We start from the raw sequence: 18,408 nt of genomic DNA, 5'->3' as shown, positions 1-18,408 counted from the left end.
CTGTCAACTGTTCGTGATTCCGGAGAGTCACCATAATATATCTGAAGTTACGGACTATCACGCCGACTTTCGCCGACCTTGAGAGATATCAGTATAGCGGTCGACCTCAATTTTCGTGACCTCACTCGTCTTTTGCTTTTCCGATTCTGTCGTCTGTTCGGTAGTATTCGAGACGTATGTTCGGTAACAGAAGGCCTTCAGCGAGAAACGTCAATACTCGTTGTAGAACGTCGAACCTGTTCACCTATCTATTGGTTCTCGATCATCCTTGAACGGCACCCTCTCGGCCACCGCAGAATCCGTCGTCTTTAAACTATCAAATTCCTGTTTGGTGCCGACATCTATAAATTTACTCTCAAATGAGTTAGCGTTGCTTAGTAATCGCTTCCGCTAAGCGGTGAGCGAACTCGGTATATCGAAACGAATCGTCTCGGCCGATTGACCACCGGCGATATCAAGACGAGGAAATGCGGCGTTCGTGCCGACGAACCCGCGATCACGGTGTTAGCGTTCACGAGCCCGATACTCGGGATGAGAGCGGACTCCACTTTCCGCCTGTATGAGTCGGACGATCACCGGAACCGGCGATTTTATGTGGGCGTTCTCTCTACTCAGCATAGGTGGACTATGCAATCCCATAACAGAGAAATCCAGCAGGATGTTAGAGAACTCGGCGCGCTGCTGGGCGACGTATTAGAGGAGCAGACGTCTCGACAGGGGTTCGAGACGGTCGAATCGTCTCGGCGAGCCGCGATCGAGTACCGCTCCGGTGAGCGCGACTCGCGCGACTCGCTGGTCGCGGACCTCGAGGGGCTCTCGCCCCATCACCAACGAGTCGTCTCGCGCGCATTCACGACCTACTTCGAGTTGATCAATCTCGCCGAGGAGCGCGAGCGCGTACGAACGATTCGCACCGACTCTCACGAGGGCACTCTCGCGGACAGCCTCGAGACCGCGGCCGACGAACTCGGCGAGGCCGACGTCGAGACCATCCAACAGATCTTGGACGACGTCCTCATCGAACCGACGTTCACCGCTCATCCGACCGAGGCTCGGCGCAAAACGGTCAAAGCCAAACTCAGAGACATCTCGACCTCTCTCGAGACGCTGGACGAGCGGCTGTTGACCGAGAAGGAAGAAGAGCAAGTCTGGCGGGACATCGACGCCGAAGTCACTAGCCTCTGGCAGACCCCGCAGGTACGCAACCGCCAGCCCGAACCCGAAGACGAAGCGCGCAACGTCCAGTGGTACCTCGAGAACACGCTGTTCGACGTCGTCGGCGAAGTCTACGACGAACTCGACGACGCCATCGACGCCGAAGTGCCGGCCGATATCGAGATTCCGAAGCTCTTCGAGTTCCGCTCGTGGGCCGGCAGCGACCGCGACGGCAACCCCTACGTCACCCCTGAGGTGACCGCCAATACGCTCGAACGCCAGCGGTCGGTCATCCTCGAGAAGTACCGCGAGCAACTCAAGCGACTCTCGGGCGTGCTGAGCCAGGACGGCAGCCGGATCGACCCCGGCTCGGCCTTCCAGGCCGCCCTCGAGCGCGACCGCGAGCGCCTCCCCGGCAGTGCTCGCACGGCCCAAGAGCGCTACCCCGACGAACCCTACCGCCAGAAGCTCAAACTCATGCGCGAGCGCCTCGAGCGCGTCGGTGACGTCCGCCCGGGCGGCTACGACGACGTCGACGACCTTCTCTCCGACCTCGAAGGGATCGCCCAGAGCCTGCGGACCAACGGGGCCGAGAGCGTCGTCGAAGCCCACGTCGACCCGATCCGTCGGCAGGTCGCCACCTTCGGCTTCTCGCTGGCCAGTCTCGATCTGCGCGACCACCAGCAGAAACACACTGACGCCATCGCCGAAGCCCTCGAGCGCGAGGGAATCGACTACACGTCGCTCTCAGAGGACGAACGCGTCGAACTGCTGACCGACGCCGTGTTGCAGGACGAGCCTGTGGTCGACCTGAGCGAGACCGAGGGGCTCTCCGAGGACTCGGCGCGCGTCCTCGAGCTCTTCGACAGCCTCGCCGACTGGCAGACCGAGTATGGCGTCGAGGCCATCGACACCTACGCCATCTCCATGACCGAGGAGCCCAGCCACGTCCTCGAGGTGCTATTTCTGGCCGATCAGGCCGGCGTCGTTTCCCTCCCCGAACACTCCGGAATCGACATCGTCCCGCTGCTCGAAACCGAGTATGCGCTCTCCGGCGCTCGCCGGATCATGGGCACGCTCTTCGAGAACGAAGCCTACAGCCAGGCGTTGGAGGCCCGCGGGCAGACCCAGGAGATCATGCTGGGCTACTCGGACTCGAACAAGGAGAACGGCTTTCTGGCGGCCAACTGGTCGCTGTACAAAAACCAGCGCCGGCTCGGGGAGATCTGCGACGACCATGACGTGACGATGCGGCTGTTCCACGGCCGCGGCGGCTCGATCTCGCGAGGCGGCGGCCCGATGAACGAGGCGCTGCTGGCGCTGCCAAACTCGACCGTGACGGGACAGGTCAAGTTCACCGAACAGGGCGAGGCCATCGCCGAGAAGTACGGCAACCCCCGTATCGCCGAGCGCAACATCGAGCAGATGCTCAACGCCCAACTCCGGGCGCGCAAACAGGCGATCGACCAGCCCGAGGAAGCAGTCCGCGAGGAGTGGCTCGAGGCCATGGGGACGATGGCCGACGCTGCCCGGCAGGAGTATCGCGACCTCCTTGAGAGTGAAGGATTCGTCCGGTACTTCGAACAGGCGACGCCGATTACGGTCATCGAGGACCTCGATCTGGGCTCGCGGCCGGCCTCTCGCAGCGGTGAGCGGACGGTCGAGGATCTCCGGGCGATCCCATGGGTGTTTTCTTGGACCCAGTCGCGGTGTATCCTGCCGGGCTGGTATGCCATCGCGACCGGAATCGACGCGTTCTTGCAAGCGGGCGGCTCGATGGAGACCCTCCAGGAGATGTACGACGAGTGGCCGTTCTTCCAAACGACGCTCGACAACGCCGCGCTCTCGCTGTCCCGCACCGAACTCGAGATCGCCGACCGCTACGCGGATATGGCCGACACGGAGCTTCGCGAACGGTTCTTCCCGCGGCTGACCGACGAGTACGAGCGGGCGGCCGCCCTCATCCAAGAGATCGGTCGACGCGACCGCCTCCACACTCGCGACTGGCTCGGCGAAAACTTAGAGCGGCGCAATCCCTACGTCGACCCGCTGAACATGCTGCAGATCTCCCTGCTCAATCAAACCGATCGGACTGACATCGAAGAGCGGACGCTGCGGCTGACGGTCAAAGGTATCGCCGCCGGAATGAAAAACACCGGATAAAAGAGACCGTCCGGTTCGGTCGCTCCTTCGACGGAAGAACGTCGAGCGGCCGATGCGGTCAAGATAGGGTCCAACGAGCTCTCCTTCGACTCTCTATAAATCTTCACACGACATGACATACGGCTATCGATGCGACAGGCTTCGACCGACACGTTGCTAGTCCACAATACTTTCAGTATCTAGGAATACAAATCATTTCATCATTTCGGTTGCAACCTCACTTGCTCAACGGACCACGTAAGTATTTACGACATCCGTTATTGAATATAGCACATGTCGCGGATGCCGAGCGCTCAAAGGGGTACCCTAGAGCAGGGAGGTCAAACGCTGAATCAAATTAGAACCCTACCTCGCTACTAATGTCCGACCGACAACCATACCCAGAAACGGATGCATCGTTACTCGCTGACCGCCGTGTTGAGTCCGCCTATCACAACGTCAACGGCGTTCGGTTGCACGTCGTGACCGCGGGTGATCCCGAGGATCCTCTGGTCGTTTTACTGCACGGCCATCCGGACTTCTGGTACGGTTGGCGTGACCAAATCATCCCGCTCGTCGAAGCTGGTTTCCGTGTGATCGTACCGGACCAGCGAGGTTGCAATCTGAGCGATGCACCCAACGGGATCGATTCGTATCAGATGTCAAAACTGACGGATGACATCTGTGAATTGATTCATCTCGAGGACCGGGAATCGGCACACGTTGTTGGACACGACTTCGGCGCATTCGTCGCCTGGCACCTAGCACTGTACCAGCCTTCGATAATCGAACGGCTCGGCATTTTCAACGTCCCACACCCAACGGTGTACCGAGAGACCGTACGTTCCAGCCTCCGGCAGATCTTCCGGAGCTGGTACGCCTGGTTCTATCAGATACCGACGCTCCCTGAATGGGTGCTGGGTCGGAATGACATGGAAAACATGGTTGCTTCGCTTGAAGTATCTTCTAACTCTGGAACGTTCGACGACGAAACGATCTGTCGCTACAAGGCAGCATGGAGGCACACCGGTGTCGGCCCGAGGATAAACTGGTATCGCGGGTTCCTTCGTTCGGACGCCCCACCGCGCAACACTGTTAGCCAGCCGACGCTGATTTGCTGGGGAGAAGATGATATCGCCCTCGTTCCCTCAATGGCCACCAAGAGTCTCGACTACTGTGAAGATGGTCAGCTACGGATGTTCTCTGATACTTCCCATTGGGTCCATCATGAGCGTGAAGAAGTAACTGAAGAGATGCTTCAACATCTCTCAGAACAGTAGTTGGCAATACAGAGCATCTGCGACCGAGTTCTTCTTTAGAATCGGCATGCGACGCCAGTACGTATCCATACTGTTTACACGGATGGCTTCAATCCAGGATTCGACTATCTCTTTGGCGTACTGGCGCTCCTCGTATGCTGCTACTGGCCTCCTCTCGTAGAGCTTCTTGCTCACGCTGTTCACGCCCTGTTCTGACCTCTCTCTATCCTCCACGGACACGGTAATCTCGTCCTTGCCACTCATGCAGGTATCACCACCGCCGTCCACCCACAAGGGCACTCGTAACGATGTTCCTCCGTTCCATCTATTAGGTTCGTAGTTGCCTCACCGCACTGGGATCTCCTCGCGCTTCTCGCACTAGTTGTCGTCGCTAAACAAGAGTTCGAGTAGTGTCCAAATTGCCTGATTTCGTACGAAGGCAAGCGATCCTATCCACTCCCCGACAGTTTCTATATTGGCGTTTCTAGAACAGTCTGTAATCAGAGCATTCTAGATATATGTCTGACAAGGCACTATTAGTGGTATTAGATGTCTATGGCGCTCGTATCTAAAATCGAGCCGTGTCGAAAGCAGGTATTTGGAGTAACGTCGTCCCGTCGACGAGACAAACGGCGTCACCGACACCGTGTTCCTCGCGTAATTCGGCGAAAAATGCGCGAGTGGAAGCAGTTCGTTCTCACGGGATCAAGCGTTATAGAGAGTTATTCATTTAAACTGGGATCGACAGCGGCACACAGCAATATCATTGGTCATCGAGGTAATTACGGTCTCATCGGCCACAACGTGGTCCACGGTTTCGTCCGTTCTGGGCAGTAGATTAGGTATATGAACCACTATGACCGATCGGATGTGCTCGCTCAATACCGAACGCCTTGAGAATAGCGACTGTATTCAAAAGTGATAACCGAATAGATAGAACTGCGTGTCGAGTCAAATCAACTACGGAAGTATCCTCAATCCATATAACTTGAACTAGTCTCGTCCACCCATTCGAAGCCAGTCAGTTCTAGCATGGATCACTCGGAAGACGAACCCCCTCGATCTATCTACATTTTCATATCGGTGGTTAAAATGCTATAAAGATAAATACCGGAGTCATCACTCGAGCGACGTCGAGAAGAGGTTCAGTCGTGAACTGAACATCGACGCTTCGTCGCTGAGCGTTTCACTGTCACCGTCACTGAGGTTCCGCTCACGCACGAACAGGACAGTCGTGGGTTCTAACGGGCCGTTGCCGGTCTGGTTCCGGACGACGTAGCCGTTGTATTCGTCCGGTTGTGGAATCTCCGGAACGGTCTCTCCGTCGGTGGGCTGAAGCAGTCGCACCGTCGTCTCCGCTTCCAGCGTCGAGATGACGTCAAACGTCGAACCGGCTTCGTAATCGTAGGTGAAAAGCAGTACGCGCTCTTCTTGCTCTTGCACCATCGTTATCCACCCCCGTTCTCGGTGGCTGTCTCGTTTGCCGTCTGGTTCCCTTCGGCTGTCCGCTTGTCTCTCGGTTCGCCACTGTCGTCCAGTGACGTATTGAGGAGGTTGAGTTCGGAACTCAGCACCGATGCCTCCGGTCCAATCGTCGTGCTGTCACCGCTGTTGAGGCTCTGGCCGCGGACGAACAGGAACGTCGTGATCCCTGCACCTTGGCCGATGTCGTACTGGATGAGGTGTCCGGACCACTCGTCGGGTTGGGCGATCTCCGCGACCGGTTCGTCGTCCACTTGCAGGATATCGACCGTTGTGCTTGCTTGCAGTTGTGCGACGACGTCGAAATCCGCCCTGGGATAGTAACTGTCTGCGAAGACCGCCACCTGATCTTGCTGGGCACCGACCGTGGCTGTGCCGAATGCGCCCGCTCCGAGTGCGAGTGTACCGGTGGCAAGGGCACTCTTCGCCATGAACGACCGCCTCGTGTCGCCTATCGTCTCTTGTTCACTCATGCTCCCCTCACTTCGGTAGTCCCCTTCTCAGGGGCGTTTTGACGGAAGTCAACAAGCAGTATAACAGGTACCGATCGTTCTCCCGTGATTGGTCGGCCGATAACCGATAATACAATATGACGTAGAGTCGGCGGCCGCTTTCTCGAAAGCGTCCGACCTCCACACAACTAAGCGGAACTACACATTTCTCTTCCTTGATTATTCCTGATAGGTATTGGCCCAATGCCAATTTTGTGTTAGCCACGACAGGACACTGCCGGCTGACGAGCACCCGGCGTTAGATCCGACGGTTCGCCCTTGTCGAGTATCCATCGGAGAGCCGAATCGATGTCCGTACGTTGCAGGCAACACACTCCGAATGAGAAATCGTAACGGAATCACTGCCGATTACCGTTTACGAGATTACCAGCGACGGAAAACTGCTCCGAATCGTTCAGATGGGGTGTACGATCGGTGGCTTACCCGCCGCAAACGGCTGATCGAATTCGAAGAGATGCTTTTTACTCGAGCGGCACCGAACCGTCAAGCAGTGCCATGGATTCTAACGATCGTGCCATCGTGAGTTTCGCGATGCTGTCCCACGCGATGGTACACACGTACGAACTCTCGATCCCGATTCTCATGTTGCTCTGGGCCGGCGAGTTCTCGATTTCGATCGGGTTCCTCGCCGTCGTGGTCTCTGCCGGCTACGCGATGTTCGGTCTGGGTGCGCTTCCGACGGGTATCCTCGCGGATATCTACGGCTCACGACTACTCATCGTCTGCTGTCTCGTTGGAATGGGCGTGTCGTTTCTCGTCTTGAGCGTCGCGCCGAGTCTCCCCGTCCTCGTCCTCGCGTTAGTCTGTTGGGGGATCGCTGCGAGTATCTACCATCCAGCCGGGCTGTCGTTGATCAGTACCGGCGTCGTCGATCGAGGTACGGCGTTTGCATACCACGGCATGGCGGGGAACGCCGGCATCGCGCTTGGCCCACTCGTGACAGCGCTGCTCTTGCTCGTCGTCGACTGGCGGCTCGTCACTGCTATCCTGTCGATCCCCGCGTTGCTCGTCGCGTTGTACGCGTTTCGCGCTCGCTTCGATGAAACCGCGGGGACGAAAGACCGACAGGGAGAGCCCGACTCGAGCGACGAGCCGTCGGCGACCTCGCTGTCGGAACTGTGGGCCGGTTCGAAAGCGCTGTTCGCTACCGGGTTCAGCGTCGTCTTCATGATCGTCATGCTCAATGGGCTCTTCTACCGTGGGACACTGACGATGCTGCCCGAGATACTCGCCACGTTTCTCGAGCCCGTTGTCGGCGATCTGCAGCTGTTCGCCCCGAACTCCCCGATGGCGGAGGAGTTCCAACCGTCACGGTTCTTCTATACGGGACTCCTGATGGTCGGCATCGGTGGGCAGTACGTCGGAGGTAAACTCACCGAACGAGTAGCGACCGAACGGGGACTCATGGTCGTCCTGGCATCGCTGTCGATCACCGCTCTCGCGTTCATCCCCGCAGCACGGGCCGGTATCATCTCCCTCGTAGTTGTCAGCGCGGCACTCGGATTTCTCCTCTTTATGATTCAGCCGCTCTATCAAGCGACAATCGCGCAGTACTCCCCAGCGGACACTCGCGGCCTCTCATATGGATTCACGTACGTCGGAACGTTCGGAGTCGGAGCATTGGGTGCTGCAATCACCGGGCTGATCTACGAAGAAATCGGTGTATTCGCGATGTTCGCGACGCTCGCCGGATTCGCGCTCCTCGCATCGGGACTTAGCTATTCGTTGCTCGCGAACGGCTCTATCAGGGGGGACTCGAGTACCGCGGAATCGGGCGGCGATTAGAACGTTCTCGCAACACCTTCGCGGAGAGCTGTCGTTCCGAACACTCTTCATTTGAGGGGTTGAACAGTCTATGCCGACGGTTATCGTCAACCCCTCGTGTACTATATCGCGGATTTGCGTCGTCCCGGTAGTCGGTTCCGACGACCTCCCGTACGAATTCGGTGCTATCTCGTTATATGATCTCTCTGGACGAGAGCGATAGGTACCTATTGTCCCTCGAACGTCCGTTTGTATCCACCTTCTCCCCATTTCGAGGTTCACATGACGTTCGGCCACCGTGTATACAATAGGTGACTGGCTCACATATTGAACCTATTGTACCTATTCCACCTATTATAAATGCTGGACACGGCACTCAAACCGGTCCAGTTACGACCTCCACTGAAGCGGTCGATTCCTGACAGTGATCGGCGGAACGTTATGCCATCCTGCTGGTCACGCTTACTAAATGGCACTGAGTGTTGGCTCACGTCTCTGATTGCCGTGGCTGACCGGCGATTGTCGCGAGGACGGCTCTCCGGTTTACATCACCATCGCATCGACGTATTCTGCCGCAGTCTGTCTCGCCGTCGTGAGCGCCTTCGTGTCGTCCAGGACCACCGCTCGAGTGCGAGCCCCGTCGACGATTGTCATCAGTGCACGCGTCACGTGGTCGGCGTCGACGTCGTCGAACACGCCTTCGTCGATACCATGGTTGATCGCCGCTTTGAGCATATACCGGATGTAGTCGTCGTTCTGATGAAAGCGCTCGCTGAACGTCTCCTTGTGTGGCGCTTGACTCCGCATTTCTAGGAGCGCGATCAGTATGTCTCGGTCGTCTTCGGGAACGACGAGGAGCTCGTCGAGCAGGAGTTCCAGTCGCTGTTCCGGATCGGTCGTTTCGACGTCGTGGATCGAATCGACGAACCGCTCGAGGAGAAAATCGAGAAACGCTGCGAGGAGTTCGTCTTTCGTGTCGTAGTAGTAATGAACCGCAGCGGTCGATTTCCCGTACTCATCGGCGATTCGCTTGATCGTGAGATCGGCATAGCCGTGGTCCCGAAGCGCCCGATAGGTCGCGTGCATAATCTCTTCGTTGGGCTCCGAGAAAGTGCGTTCCGATGGCTCGGCCATTGTGCCCCACGTATGCCTTTGGTCAGATAACGGTTTTGACGACAGAACTGACAGGTCTCCTTGTTATAGGACGGTTAGCCTTTCAGCAGCATGTCGGTCGGTATCACCGCTCGCAATCCGGAATGTCGTCTTCCCAAACGTTTTTGACTAACCAGTCAGTAAGTACGGTATCGACAGTTATGGACGACGACTCAGCTACCGAAATTTTAGAAGCGACTTACCGGGCGCTCTGCCGGCACGGCTACGCGGATCTCACGATAGAGGATATCGCCACCGAGACGGACAGAAGCGAGTCCCTTGTCCACTACCACTACGACAGCAAGGAGAACCTCTTCACCGAGTTTCTCGACTTTCTGTACGATCGGTTTACGACACAACTGACGTCAACAGGTGGTGCCACTCCACGCGAACGGCTGTTCGTGCCCATCGAAACGTTCGCCGCCGAGGAGAGTGCCCCTGGACGGGAGCTTCGAACGCCGATGCTCGCAGTGACAGCGCAAGCGCCGTACGACGATGCAATCCAGGAGGAGTTACGTACATTCGACGAGTTCCTCTTCGAACACCTTCGAGAAGCGATCGCGGACGGCGTCGATGCGGGCGAGTTCAACGAGCGCGTCGATCCGACCGTTGCCGCCGAGTTTCTCACTACGATGATCACGGGTGCACACGTTCGGCAAGTCACGGTCGATCACTCGACAGAACGGCTCTCCGAAACGGTCGCTCAGCACGCCGAGGCCCAGTTAGTTGAGGATGAGACGACGGAGGCGGTACACTGATGGGGGTGTATCATCGTATTAAGTCAGTCTTCAGAGGACCCGACGAGTTTGATCTCACCAGTGGCAGTATCGGGAAGCCGCTGTTCTTTCTGGCGATGCCAATCGTCATCACCAACCTCTTTCAGACGGCCTATAACCTCGCGGATACGTTCTGGCTTGGCCAGTACGATACGGACGCGCTGGCGGCGATCAGCTTCGCGTTCCCGATGGTGTTCCTGCTGATTTCGCTCGGCATGGGCATCTCAGTTGCCGGCAGCGTTCTCGTCGCCCAGTATACGGGCGCGAATAAGGAACGCGAAGCCGAGTACGCCGCGTCGCAGACGGTGACGTTCGCCGTTCTCGTCTCGATCGTTCTCGGCGTCATCGGCTACTTCTCCGTCGAGACGTTCCTGAGTGTCATGGGTGCCTCCACGGACGTGTTGCCACTCGCAACGAGTTACATGGAGGTTATCTCGCTCGGGCTGTTGTTCATGTTCGGATTCGCCGTATTCGTCTCGCTGATGCGGGGCTATGGAGACACGATCACGCCGATGCTCGTCATGTTCGGATCGGTCGTGTTCAATATCATCCTCGACCCGTTCCTGATCTTCGGCTGGACGGTCGTCCAGGATGCGCCGCTCGTCGGTACGGTCGGGTTCCCCGAACTCGGAATCGAAGGGGCGGCGATCGCGACCGTCTTCTCGCGCGCCCTCGCGCTCGTCGTCGGACTGGCGATCATGTTCCGTGGGAATCGCGGGGTACAGATACACCTCCGTGATATGGCCCCCGATCGTACCTACCTCCGCCGTCTCGTCCGAATCGGCGCGCCCGCGTCGGTCGAAGGAATGGGACGAGCGCTGTCGATGAACCTCCTGTTGGTCATCGTCGCGCTGTTTCCGGACACGGTGGTCGCCGCCTACGGAATCGGAACGCGCGTGTTCTCGGTCGTCTTCCTCCCGGCGATCGCGATCGCCCGCGGCGTCGAGACGATGACCGGCCAGAACGTGGGTGCCGACAAGCCGGACCGCGCAGAGCGGGCGGCAAAGCTCTCAGCGACGGTGCTCTTTATCATACTCTCCGTCGTGGGAGTCCTCGTCTGGTTCACCGCAGCCCCGATCGCCGGACTGTTCACGACGGATCCTGCTGTCGTCGAAATCACGTCTCAGTTCCTCCGCTACGTCGCATTGACGTTCGGGTTCATCGGCATCATGCGGGCCTACACGGGGAGTTTCCGCGGAGCCGGGAAAACGCTCATCGCGGCGGCGCTTTCCGTCCTGATGTTCGGCCTCATCCGCTTCCCGATCGCGTGGTTCGCCGCTGATCCGCTCGGTGAAACCGGCATTTGGCTGTCGTTTGCGGTCTCGAACGTCGTCGGTGCGGTAATCACCTACGCGTGGTATCAACGTGGGACGTGGCGAGAGGGCGACCTCACCGAAGGCAAAGTCGACCTCGATCGAACCACCGTCGACGCCTCTTCGGGGGGTGACTGAGCACGATGCGAGACGACCGATCCCTTGCGACCCGCCGAACGCAAATCGACGCCCGACTCGAGGCGGTGTTGCCAGCCACGGGCGAAGACGGGTTGGCGGTCGCTCGAGAAGTGATCGAAGAACCGGACGATCGGTGGTATGGCCTGCTCGTAACGGAGACGTGCGACTCGATGGCCGACACCGGCGATGTCGAGGCACCGCTCTCTGCGGCGGTCGCGATCGAGCTCCTTCGGGGGTATTTCCGCCTCCGAAGCGAGTTGCTCGTACAGCTCGCTGACGAGCGAGCACACTCGCTCACTCGCGATCCGACGACAGCGCTGTTGGCCGGGGATTATCTGTACTCGGCGGCGTACCGAAGTCTCGGCTCGAGCGCTCACACCGACCTCGCGGAGTGCTTCGAGACGGTCACGAGCGTGCTCACGACGATCACCGAAGCGTTCACCACGCTGTCGGTCGAGCCAGCGGCGACGTCACCCCCGCGCTCATTTTTCGACGAGACTGCGGGAAGTATCGGTGAGGGTGCTGCCGCGCTCGGTGCCGTGCTGGCCGGCGCGGACGGTGCTCAACGCGATACCGTGGCGCAGTTGGGACGGGGGTTCAGCACGGCGCGAGAGATCGATCAGTTTCTCGATCCTGAGAACGGAACGACCGAGGTCGTTTCCCCTATCGTGAACGAGCAGCGATTTCGTGAGCACGCCCGACAGAAACGGGACGATGCGCGTCAAGCGCTTCAAACGCTTTCGGCTCGCGTGGACGCGGAACCGCTTCGAACGCTCGTCGGCCCCGATGACTCGAAGACTGACCGAAACGATCCATCTCGCGAGAACGGCCAGTCGTGACGCTGAACGCCGTTCGCGTCGAATCGATGACCGAAATAAGTACTACCGTACATATCCTCTCTATTTCGGTGTGAAATCAGGAAAGAGTACGAACAATGGCTATCGAAACCAGTGACCGCGTGACATCGTACACGGAGCTACGAACGCAGATAACGGAAATACAGGCGCACGTCGGTATCGACGATACGAGTCGGCAGTACGCGATACTACTCGCTACGGAAATAGACACGCAAACGATTCCAATCCAATCAGCGACTCGAACGGCCGCCGCGTGTCTGCTCATGGCCTGCCGGTTCCGAGAGAACCCGGTACGCGCCACCGTGCTATCCGAGCGTACGTCGATCCAGAAACCGAAAATCCTCGGCGAGATGCAACGCCTCTCGAACGAACTCGATATCGCGATCCCCCTCGAGGAGGCGACGACGATCATCGAAGCGACGTGTCGAACCCTCGAGCTTCCGGAGGCCGCCGAAGAGCGAGCGATCTGCCTCGCCAAGTTCGACGAGACAGCTACTATCACGAGTGGCGTCTCCCCGTATACCTTCGCTGCGGCGGCCATCTACGTCGCCTGTTCGATCTCCGATATCGATCTCTCGCAGGAAGAGATCGCCTCGGAACTCGACGTCTCGACCGCGACGCTTCGCGATCGACGAGATGACCTGCTCGAAGCGACGGGAGGCCGGCTGTTCGAATGCCAGTTCCCGGACGTGACCAGCGACGCGGTTGACCTCGTCGAGTCGCTGCTCCGAGACGTTCGAACGGCCGACTGGGCCGCCAACAAGCGATTTCTGGGGCTGGTCGCCGGTGCGTGGATGTACGCGGCAAGACGGTACGATCTCGGTCTCACCGTCGCCGAGTTCGCATCGCATACCGGCATCAGCGAGGCGACTATTCGAGCGCGGTATGACGGGTACGTCGAGCATTTCGGTGCCATCTAGTGATCTTAAAGCGAGGGTACTGCGATCGCGCGGTGAGTTCGTCGGCACATCGACGTGGATTTGGGCGGAGCTAGTCTGACAGTCGGTCACTATCGATTGGCCCACGGGAGAAGACGTGCTGAGCAGTTAGTTGGACCTTGATTCTGCCAATATCCCGTGATACGCCGTCGGACGCACGGGGAGATATAAACCCCTCATGAGTTCATGCGATAACACGATAGTAGAACAACCCGCTTATAGTCCTCGTTGTACCACATCAAGTGCTATCTTCACTTTATAATATTAGAGGGAAGAAAGGACGATTCACGAACTCCTTTCAACCTATTCGACGGCAACAGACTACGGTAGAATACCGTCGTTCTCGCTCTCTCTAATCGGAATAATCGATGATCCCGTACAGTCGGACGTGCTGACCCGTTCAACTATAATTTCATACCGATTTCATATAGTGGTGCAGATAATACGGTCATCTGTCCGTCTACCGAATTCGAAGGAATAAATTTAGAATGAGTTCATTTGGCTACGCAACCAGTTCGAGTTCGATAACCGCCGATTCGATAACGGGGTGGGTTGTCGGTCCACGAATAATCGGCTCATCGTCGAATCACGCGGTATTGGTTTCCACAATAGATACTGACTGTTCCGCTACTGGTGCTGTCGGACGACCGGATCGTTCATGTAAATTTACACTGGTACTATCGTAATATATTGGATGAGAATCGGCTTCCCGAATTACGGAACGCTGCGGTTCCCCGGACGGGTTCGGACGGCTGACAGTGGCCAGCGGGATTTTAGAACCCGCTCGCAGAAGACGAACGATTGGAGGGGGTTCTCGACTCGATTCGCGAAACGCGCGTCCACCGCCCTCGCGCGAGCCGTCTCCGCGATACGAACTGCGACGATGGGTCGCTACCCGTTCGCTGAGGGCTTGAGTCGGTTCTCTTGAGAGCCGTCGCTGGATGGCATTCCCGTCTCTCACTCGAGTGGAGGTGTTCCGTATATCAGAACGGCGGTGACCTGAGTCAGTGCGAGTCGGCTCGAGTGAGGCGAACTGACGGAGGCAGCTACGGACAGGACCGGCCAAGCGGCTCGGGACCGTCCGAGACGGCTTTGCCGTCTCATGACGACGAGAGATCAAAGGGCGCTGCATCACGTAATCCTGGAAGTTATCGACCGTGTACGCTCTCACTTCCGACCACGTACCTCTCCGCTCGCCCGACGGGGATCGCGAGTCGAGACGCGCTATGCGTGGCGGTTGTGTGCCCTACGAGAAGACGGCGTCGCGTTCACGGGTCATATCGGCGGCCCGGCGAGCGCGATGTCGTTCCAGTTACTAGCGCGGGCACCCTATACGACGTCCTTCGAGTGCAGGTCGTCGATTTCGTCGGCGCTGTAGCCGATCGCTGCGAGGACGTCGTCGGTATGTTCGCCGAGCTCCGGCATTCGATCGGCGGTCGTCTCGAGGTCGGCGAACGAGATCGGGTTGTCGACGTACGGGATGGGACCGTCTTCGGTTTCGAGTTCCTGTACGAGATCGAGGTGTTCCGTCTGGGGGTGGTCTAGCACCTCGTCGAGCTGGTTGACGTCGCCCCACGGGATGGCGCTTTCGGAGAGCAGGTCGGCCCAGTGATCGCGGGGTTCGCTTTCGATAATCGATTCGATGTCGGACTCGAGTGTGGCTCGATTGGCGATCCTGCTTTCGTTCGTCTCGAAACGCTCGTCCGTGAGGAGGGCAGGGCGGTCGATGATATCGACGCAGAACTCCTTCCAGTGGGTCTCGCTGAGGATGGCGAAATTGACGTACTGGTCGTCGGCCGTCGCGTACGGGCCGTACGGCGTGATCAGGTGATGTCGCATTCCGATCCGTTCGGGGAGTTCGTCGTTGTGCCAGTACTTGTGGGGGAAATAGCCCAGCCATGAGAGCATCCCACCGAACATCGTCACGTCGATCTCGTCACCGTTTCCGGTCCGCTCGCGGTGGAACAGCGAGAGCAGCGTGGCGATCGTCCCGTAGGTCGCAGCGTTGATGTCGCAGATGCTGATCGGGATCTTCGCCGGCTCGTCGGGTGAGCCGTTCATCAGGATCGAGCCGGTCTCGCCCTGCATGACGAGGTCGTACGCCTTTCTGTCGCTGTACGGCCCGGTCCGCCCGTATCCGGAAATATTCAGATAAATCACGTCCTCGTTGTACTCCGAGACGGTCTCGTAATCGACGCCCAGCCGTTCGACGACACCCGGGGCATAGTTCTGGACGACTACGTCCGCCTCGGTGGCGAGTTCGGAGAAAATTTCCGAGCCCTCATCGGACTTGAGATCGAGCTCGATACTCAGTTTGTTTCGATCGACCCAGACGTGGGCCGACGAGTCCCCGTAGACGGCCGAGTCCCAGTGCCGGTTGACGTCGCCGACGCCGGGACGTTCGACCTTGATCACTTCTGCACCGAAATCGCCCAGCATTCGGGTACAGAGGGGAGCGCTGACACCGCTCTCGAGGCTGACAACGGTGATATCGTCTAGCGCGAGCATCGGTAATCGAGTGCCGGCGGCCACTCGTCCGTCGGGACGGTCCGTGTGAGCGCGTTCCTGCGGTCGAACATAGCTCCGCTTTCTCACCGGCGTACATATTCTTATCGGACGATATCACGTCTCGGCCCCCGCGGCCGCTATCGCCATAGCCCGCCAGTCGATCCGATGTCGGGGCACGGGCTGACATCCTCGAGTCTCTCGAGCGTACCCGAGCCGGTGTGCTAGCGCCCCGTGAACTCGGGCTCTCGCTCGTTTTTGAAGGCAGAGACGCCCTCGAGATAGTCGTCGGTCCTCGCAGTGGCTGCCATCGCCTCGGTCTCGGCGGCCAGCTGAGCCGGTAACTGTCGGGCGTACGTTTCGTCGAACAGGCGCGCGATGCGACCGAGCGCCTTCGTCGGCCCGTCCGCGATTCGGTCGGCGATCTCGGCGAGCCGATCGTCGAACTCGTCAGCGTCTGCGACCTCCGTCACGAGGCCGAGTTCGTCCGCCTCTGCCGGTGGGAGTTGCTCGTTGAGGAGGGCGATGCGCTTTGCCTCTTGTAGCCCGACGATCCGCGGCAAATAAAACGTCGAGGAGCCGTCGCCGGGCAGTCCGATGCCGGGATATCCATACTGGAGGTACGCGTCCTCGTGCATGACAGAGATGTCCCCCAGCAGCGCGAGGCTGAAGCCGGCACCGACGGCAGGGCCGTTGATCCCTGTTACGAGCGGTGTCTCTCCCCGTTTCAATTGTACGATGACGTCGTGGAGGGCCGACGCGCCACGGCGAATGTCCGCCGCAGCGGCTTCGTTCTCTTCGTCGAAGTCGGTGACGTTACCGCCGGCTGAGAACACGCCGTCAGATCCCTGTAGGACGATACAGCGCACGTCGTCGTCCTCGGCACAGTCGGTTGCGAGGTGCGTAAGTTCCGTCACTAGCGTGTCGTTGAGCGAGTTCATCGAACTCTCGCTCTCGATCGCTATCCAGGCGGTTCCGTCGTCGTGCCGAACGTCGAGGTTAGTGTAGTCGTCCATCATCTCACGTCTCTCCACCAAGGAACTTATCAGTTACGTTCAATTTGGGCGGTCGAAAACCCGTACCGGCTTTGTCTGGGGATCCCGCTACCGACCTCGCGGTAGCCGCTCGGTCGGCGCGGGTTCCGTCACACGATTCCGTTCGAACGGTACACTTTTCAGCGACGTTTGAGACGGTGTCCCTATGGTCGTAGCTATCGACGACATCGAGACCGTCGCGGTGATCGGGAGCGGACAGATGGGGCGTGGCATCGCCGCCGTCGCCGCGTTAGCGGGCTACGAGACGGTCGTCAACGATATCGACGAATCGCAACTCGAGGCGGCAAAAGAGCGCATCGAATGGTCGTACGAGAAGTCCGTCGAAAACGGGGCCGCGACCGAATCGGAGGCCGACGATGCGCTCGAGCGCCTCTCCTTTACTACCGAGCTCGAGGAAGCGGTCGGTGACGCGGACTTCGTCACCGAGGCGGCGGTCGAACAGCAGGCGGTCAAGGAGGACATCTTCGAGGATCTCGACGCAGCGGCTCCCGAGGACGCACTCCTCGCGACGAACACGTCCGGGCTCAACATCACTCGACTCGCGGAGACGACGGATCGCCCCGAACGGGTCGTCGGCACGCACTGGTTCAACCCGCCGATGCTGATGGACCTGGTCGAGGTGATCATGACCGAACACACGCCCGACGCCGTGGCCGACACCGCCGAGGCACTGATCGAATCGTTCGACAAAACGCCGATTCGGTGCAAGATCGATATCCCCTCGTTCATCGTCAACCGGCTGATGCGACCCTACGGTGAGGGGCCGGCGTGGATGGTCTACCGGGGCGAACACACCATCGAAGAGATCGACTCCGCGATGACGTACGCGGAAGGCTTCCCGATGGGACCGTTCGAACTCGCCGACTTCACGGGCGGTATCCAACTTCGCGTCGAAGGCGAGCAGGACCACCTCGAGGACGACCGGCCCATGTCCTACGACACGACGGTCTGTCCGCTCGTCCACCAGCTCTACGACAAGGGGCGGTACGGCCGGAAGGCCGATGCTGGCTACTACGACTACGACGAACGTGACGAGCCACAGATCCCGGTCGACGCGGGGCAGGGCTTTGACCCCCTACTCGTCTGGGCACCGATCGTCAACGAGGCCGCCAAGATGGTCGAGAACGATGTTGCCAGCGCCGAGGACATCGACACCGGCGCGCGCCTCGGCGGCAATTGGCCGGTCGGCCCCCTTGAGAAAGCAGACGAGGTCGGCGCTGACGTCGTCCTCGAGAAGCTGACCGAGGTCGCCAGCCGCCACGAGGACACGAACAAGCTCGCCGAGACGCTTCCCTGCGATCTCCTTGTCGAGAAGGCGAAGAACGACGAGACGTTCTACTGAGCGCTCTCGCTCGGCAGC

The 18,408-nt window shown here is 59.0% G+C and carries 14 protein-coding genes; 8 read left to right on the top strand and 6 right to left on the bottom strand.

The genetic code is table 11. The features are described from left to right. Positions 1 to 627: 627 nt before the first annotated feature. A complete protein-coding gene (ppc, locus tag ACJ70B_RS21035; protein ID WP_408960385.1) occupies positions 628 to 3,318 on the top strand; it encodes a phosphoenolpyruvate carboxylase in 2,691 nt (896 codons plus the stop codon). A gap of 359 nt (positions 3,319 to 3,677) precedes the next feature. Then, positions 3,678 to 4,577 carry an alpha/beta fold hydrolase gene (locus tag ACJ70B_RS21030; RefSeq protein WP_408960384.1) on the top strand — a complete coding sequence of 300 codons (900 nt, stop codon included), beginning with the start codon at positions 3,678 to 3,680 and terminating at the stop codon, positions 4,575 to 4,577. Here ACJ70B_RS21030 and ACJ70B_RS21025 read toward each other — a convergent pair. From ACJ70B_RS21025 to ACJ70B_RS21015, 3 genes are all read right to left on the bottom strand, one after another. Beyond that, positions 4,566 to 4,820 carry a hypothetical protein gene (locus ACJ70B_RS21025; protein ID WP_408960383.1) on the bottom strand — a complete coding sequence of 85 codons (255 nt, stop codon included), beginning with the start codon at positions 4,818 to 4,820 and terminating at the stop codon, positions 4,566 to 4,568. The two genes, ACJ70B_RS21030 and ACJ70B_RS21025, sit on opposite strands and share 12 nt — an antisense overlap. A gap of 855 nt (positions 4,821 to 5,675) precedes the next feature. Beyond that, positions 5,676 to 6,002 (bottom strand): hypothetical protein, encoded by a 327-nt coding sequence (locus ACJ70B_RS21020; protein ID WP_408960382.1) that lies wholly within the window; start codon positions 6,000 to 6,002, stop codon positions 5,676 to 5,678. 2 nt (positions 6,003 to 6,004) lie between these two features. After that, entirely contained in the window at positions 6,005 to 6,469 is a 465-nt protein-coding gene (locus ACJ70B_RS21015) for a calcium-binding protein (RefSeq protein WP_408960381.1), read from the bottom strand. A gap of 576 nt (positions 6,470 to 7,045) precedes the next feature. Here ACJ70B_RS21015 and ACJ70B_RS21010 point away from each other — a divergent pair. Continuing rightward, positions 7,046 to 8,335 (top strand): MFS transporter, encoded by a 1,290-nt coding sequence (locus tag ACJ70B_RS21010; RefSeq protein ID WP_408960380.1) that lies wholly within the window; start codon positions 7,046 to 7,048, stop codon positions 8,333 to 8,335. A gap of 522 nt (positions 8,336 to 8,857) precedes the next feature. Here ACJ70B_RS21010 and ACJ70B_RS21005 read toward each other — a convergent pair. Further along, on the bottom strand, positions 8,858 to 9,448 hold the full coding sequence (locus ACJ70B_RS21005; RefSeq protein WP_408960379.1) for a TetR/AcrR family transcriptional regulator: 591 nt from the start codon (positions 9,446 to 9,448) through the stop codon (positions 8,858 to 8,860). Positions 9,449 to 9,627: 179 nt separating this feature from the next. Here ACJ70B_RS21005 and ACJ70B_RS21000 point away from each other — a divergent pair, with 179 nt between their 5' ends. From ACJ70B_RS21000 to ACJ70B_RS20985, 4 genes are all read left to right on the top strand, one after another. After that, positions 9,628 to 10,224 (top strand): TetR/AcrR family transcriptional regulator, encoded by a 597-nt coding sequence (locus ACJ70B_RS21000; protein ID WP_408960378.1) that lies wholly within the window; start codon positions 9,628 to 9,630, stop codon positions 10,222 to 10,224. Then, entirely contained in the window at positions 10,224 to 11,693 is a 1,470-nt protein-coding gene (locus tag ACJ70B_RS20995) for an MATE family efflux transporter (RefSeq protein WP_408960377.1), read from the top strand. Before ACJ70B_RS21000 ends, ACJ70B_RS20995 begins: the two co-directional genes overlap by 1 nt. 5 nt (positions 11,694 to 11,698) lie before the next feature. Next, positions 11,699 to 12,532, top strand: coding sequence for a polyprenyl synthetase (locus ACJ70B_RS20990; RefSeq protein ID WP_408960376.1), 834 nt, complete (start codon positions 11,699 to 11,701; stop codon positions 12,530 to 12,532). A gap of 368 nt (positions 12,533 to 12,900) precedes the next feature. Then, the gene (locus ACJ70B_RS20985; protein WP_408960375.1) at positions 12,901 to 13,470 is read left to right on the top strand and encodes a hypothetical protein; all 570 of its coding nucleotides are present in this window, start codon (positions 12,901 to 12,903) and stop codon (positions 13,468 to 13,470) included. A 1,347-nt stretch (positions 13,471 to 14,817) separates the two neighbouring features. On the opposite strand, the gene ACJ70B_RS20980 is transcribed toward ACJ70B_RS20985, so the two are convergent. Both ACJ70B_RS20980 and ACJ70B_RS20975 read right to left on the bottom strand, forming a co-directional pair. Next, positions 14,818 to 15,996: a CaiB/BaiF CoA transferase family protein gene (locus ACJ70B_RS20980; protein ID WP_408960374.1), complete on the bottom strand. Its 1,179-nt coding sequence runs from the start codon at positions 15,994 to 15,996 to the stop codon at positions 14,818 to 14,820. Positions 15,997 to 16,217: 221 nt separating this feature from the next. Further along, on the bottom strand, positions 16,218 to 17,009 hold the full coding sequence (locus ACJ70B_RS20975) for an enoyl-CoA hydratase/isomerase family protein (protein ID WP_408960373.1): 792 nt from the start codon (positions 17,007 to 17,009) through the stop codon (positions 16,218 to 16,220). 184 nt (positions 17,010 to 17,193) lie between these two features. On the opposite strand from ACJ70B_RS20975, the gene ACJ70B_RS20970 reads away from it, so the two are divergent. Further along, positions 17,194 to 18,390 (top strand): 3-hydroxyacyl-CoA dehydrogenase NAD-binding domain-containing protein, encoded by a 1,197-nt coding sequence (locus ACJ70B_RS20970; RefSeq protein WP_408960372.1) that lies wholly within the window; start codon positions 17,194 to 17,196, stop codon positions 18,388 to 18,390. Positions 18,391 to 18,408 lie beyond the last annotated feature (18 nt).

The sequence above is a fragment of the Natrinema sp. 74 genome (genome assembly GCF_046097095.1).
Taxonomy (GTDB): Archaea; Halobacteriota; Halobacteria; order Halobacteriales; family Natrialbaceae; genus Natrinema.
This window is presented reverse-complemented; position numbering and strand designations above follow the sequence as displayed.

Bases quoted from the DNA above. Each gene is read 5' to 3' on its own strand.
- ACJ70B_RS21025 (WP_408960383.1), bottom strand. From the start codon at position 4,820: ATGAGTGGCAAGGACGAGATTACCGTGTCCGTGGAGGATAGAGAGAGG.
- ACJ70B_RS21015 (WP_408960381.1), bottom strand. From the start codon at position 6,469: ATGGCGAAGAGTGCCCTTGCCACCGGTACACTCGCACTCGGAGCGGGC.
- ACJ70B_RS20980 (WP_408960374.1), bottom strand. From the start codon at position 15,996: ATGCTCGCGCTAGACGATATCACCGTTGTCAGCCTCGAGAGCGGTGTC.
- ACJ70B_RS20985 (WP_408960375.1), top strand. From the start codon at position 12,901: ATGCAACGCCTCTCGAACGAACTCGATATCGCGATCCCCCTCGAGGAG.
- ACJ70B_RS20995 (WP_408960377.1), top strand. From the start codon at position 10,224: ATGGGGGTGTATCATCGTATTAAGTCAGTCTTCAGAGGACCCGACGAG.
- ACJ70B_RS20990 (WP_408960376.1), top strand. From the start codon at position 11,699: ATGCGAGACGACCGATCCCTTGCGACCCGCCGAACGCAAATCGACGCC.
- ppc (WP_408960385.1), top strand. From the start codon at position 628: ATGCAATCCCATAACAGAGAAATCCAGCAGGATGTTAGAGAACTCGGC.
- ACJ70B_RS21010 (WP_408960380.1), top strand. From the start codon at position 7,046: ATGGATTCTAACGATCGTGCCATCGTGAGTTTCGCGATGCTGTCCCAC.
- ACJ70B_RS21005 (WP_408960379.1), bottom strand. From the start codon at position 9,448: ATGGCCGAGCCATCGGAACGCACTTTCTCGGAGCCCAACGAAGAGATT.
- ACJ70B_RS21020 (WP_408960382.1), bottom strand. From the start codon at position 6,002: ATGGTGCAAGAGCAAGAAGAGCGCGTACTGCTTTTCACCTACGATTAC.
- ACJ70B_RS21000 (WP_408960378.1), top strand. From the start codon at position 9,628: ATGGACGACGACTCAGCTACCGAAATTTTAGAAGCGACTTACCGGGCG.
- ACJ70B_RS21030 (WP_408960384.1), top strand. From the start codon at position 3,678: ATGTCCGACCGACAACCATACCCAGAAACGGATGCATCGTTACTCGCT.
- ACJ70B_RS20975 (WP_408960373.1), bottom strand. From the start codon at position 17,009: ATGGACGACTACACTAACCTCGACGTTCGGCACGACGACGGAACCGCC.
- ACJ70B_RS20970 (WP_408960372.1), top strand. From the start codon at position 17,194: ATGGTCGTAGCTATCGACGACATCGAGACCGTCGCGGTGATCGGGAGC.